1 protein-coding gene is annotated in these 2,228 nt (G+C 66.2%); it reads left to right on the forward strand.

The window, feature by feature from the left end:
* Positions 1-128: 128 nt before the first annotated feature.
* A partial coding sequence (locus ACFHWY_RS28305; protein WP_416583295.1) for a hypothetical protein occupies positions 129-2,228 on the forward strand: 2,100 nt, incomplete at its 3' end.

The following is a 2,228-nucleotide window of genomic DNA, read 5'->3' on the forward strand; positions in this document are numbered from 1 at the left end:
TCCACCCCAACCGGTCACAACCCGACCAGCCGCACGACCCCGGAACTTGCAAAGGCCCTGCTTCCTTCCACGGCCGCGCCTACACACCACTAAACGAACTCCTGAAGCATCGGGCCGAGACGCCCAGAGTGACGCGCGAGCCGGTAGCGAACGGCGTGGACGGGCAGCGTGTCTTCACCGTCGGCGCCGTCGATCATGCCGATCTGCGGCGTGCGGGAGTCGCCGTCGACCCGGGTGGCAGACCTTTGCTGACCCTCGAACAGGGCATCCTCGCGGTGGACCTGCCAGCTCAACGTTCTAAATGGGTTGCGCCTGTCTTCGGCTGCAGCAACGGTTCGCTGGCCATGGCGGATGGGGCGCTTCTCATGGCCCGGGGACATGGCGTTGGCCGGTGGGCGGCGGGCCAGCTGACGGTGGTGTCCAGTGGGGCAGCGAACTTCGACGACGGCCATCTGCAGATGAATCCCGACGGATCAGCCTGGTGTCTTGATCGAGGATCGGCAGGGGTCGCATCGGCTCGCCTCATCAGGCTGGGCACGCAAGTCGGCGATGAAAAATGGTGCGAGCTGCCCCTCGCGGTCACGGCGGCAGCCTGGCTGACCAGCACCAGACTGGTGGTGTCGGATGGAGCCGACCTTCTCCTACTGTCATCGCAGCTCACCGTGGAACGACGCCTGCCGGCACCGGCAGGACGTGTGCGCGCACTGACCGCCCTAAACGAACGGCAGGTCGTCACGCTATCGGACGATCTGACGCTGGTGCGGCTTGATCTCGACACGCAAGAACATAGACCTTTGGGCCGGCTGAGCAAGATCGCCGGGCTCCCCGGCGGGCTCGTCCGCCGCACCGACGATTCGCTCTTCGTCATCGGACGCCACCTCGCCACGGAGGGTCACTGCGCAGTCGTGGAGGTTGAAATCAGCCGCCGGCCTGCCGACGGCGAGGTTTCTCGCCGGCCGGAGCCGGAGGTCGGTGGCAGTGGTCCCTGGGTCTCACCGGTTGCGGCCACTCCACCTGCACGAGGAAGGGTTAGGGCAGCGGCGAAAGCGGTCGCGGGGCCACCAGCAGTTCGAGTCCCCATCGAACCGCCCTCGTCGGCGAATGCTGCCGTGCGTGTCGGTCACGGCATGTCGGCCGACGAGCGTCTCACCGAGCAGCGCCACGGCTACGCAGACGGCGTGACTGCGGCTGTGGCTATTCCCCTGTACGCCCTGGAGGGCCTCCTTGCCACAGATTTCGAGATCGCGAGCTGGTTGAGGCCATGGCGAGATCACTGGGACCGCATCGTGTCTGGGCACGCTGCTCACGGGGAGACAGTGCCGGCCTGGCTGCCATCGATCGCCCAGTTTCTCGGGGTCTACGCCGCGCCCACTCGCGTGGCTCACGCACAACTCACGCCCTCACTGCCCTATGTCGTCGGCTTCGCCGATGGGTTGCGGACCGTCTGGCAGGATGCTGTCCGCGGCCGGCTCGTTCCTCCGGATCGAGAGACGCTCAGCCAATGGGTTCGTGCCCCACTGTCGCGGCCCGGCCTACCGCTCGGTCTACACACCATCACCGACCTGCGAACCGGCGCGGAGCGGGCCCGCAGGTTGACGACCTGGAAGTGGATCGGGCGCAGTCTTTTGTGGCTGGTGACACTTGTGGCGGGGGTAGGCGAGATCGGCGCGGTGGGGATCACCGTGACCGGGCAGTGGGAGCCGAACACCGTGACGAATGCGGTGATCGGCAACGCCTGCTTCGGAATCCCCTTCATCGGCCTCCTCTGGTTCGCCATCTGGGACCTGCGACGGCTAATCAACGGCGGCGAACCTCCGCGTCGAATCCTGACGCCCTCACAAACCTCTCAGGAACATCCACGCACGCCGAGAGCAGCAGCGGCGAGCACCGCGAAGGAGCCGTTGGTCGAGCCGCCTCGCGAGCATGGCGACTGGGTGCTCTCCCGCCCGGATCGCGGCAACCCACCCGCGGACTATGCCGCCTTCGCCGCAAGCAGCGGCATGTACTGGACGATCGTCGGCATCACCACGCTTTTGGCCATCGTGCTGGCGATCATCATTCCCACAGCCGACATCCCGCTCATCGCCAAGGCCCTGCTGGGCCTGTTCGACGCGTTCCTTGTCTCTGCCACCATCGGATTTGCCAATATGGCCAGGGACCCCACTCGCCAGGGCCCCGGAGTAGTCCGCGAATGTCCTTTTTGGTCTGATCTTGTTCTGGGGGCTGTG

This window comes from Micromonospora sp. LOL_024, assembly GCF_048060415.1.
In the GTDB taxonomy this organism is placed as follows: Bacteria; Actinomycetota; Actinomycetes; order Mycobacteriales; family Micromonosporaceae; genus Micromonospora.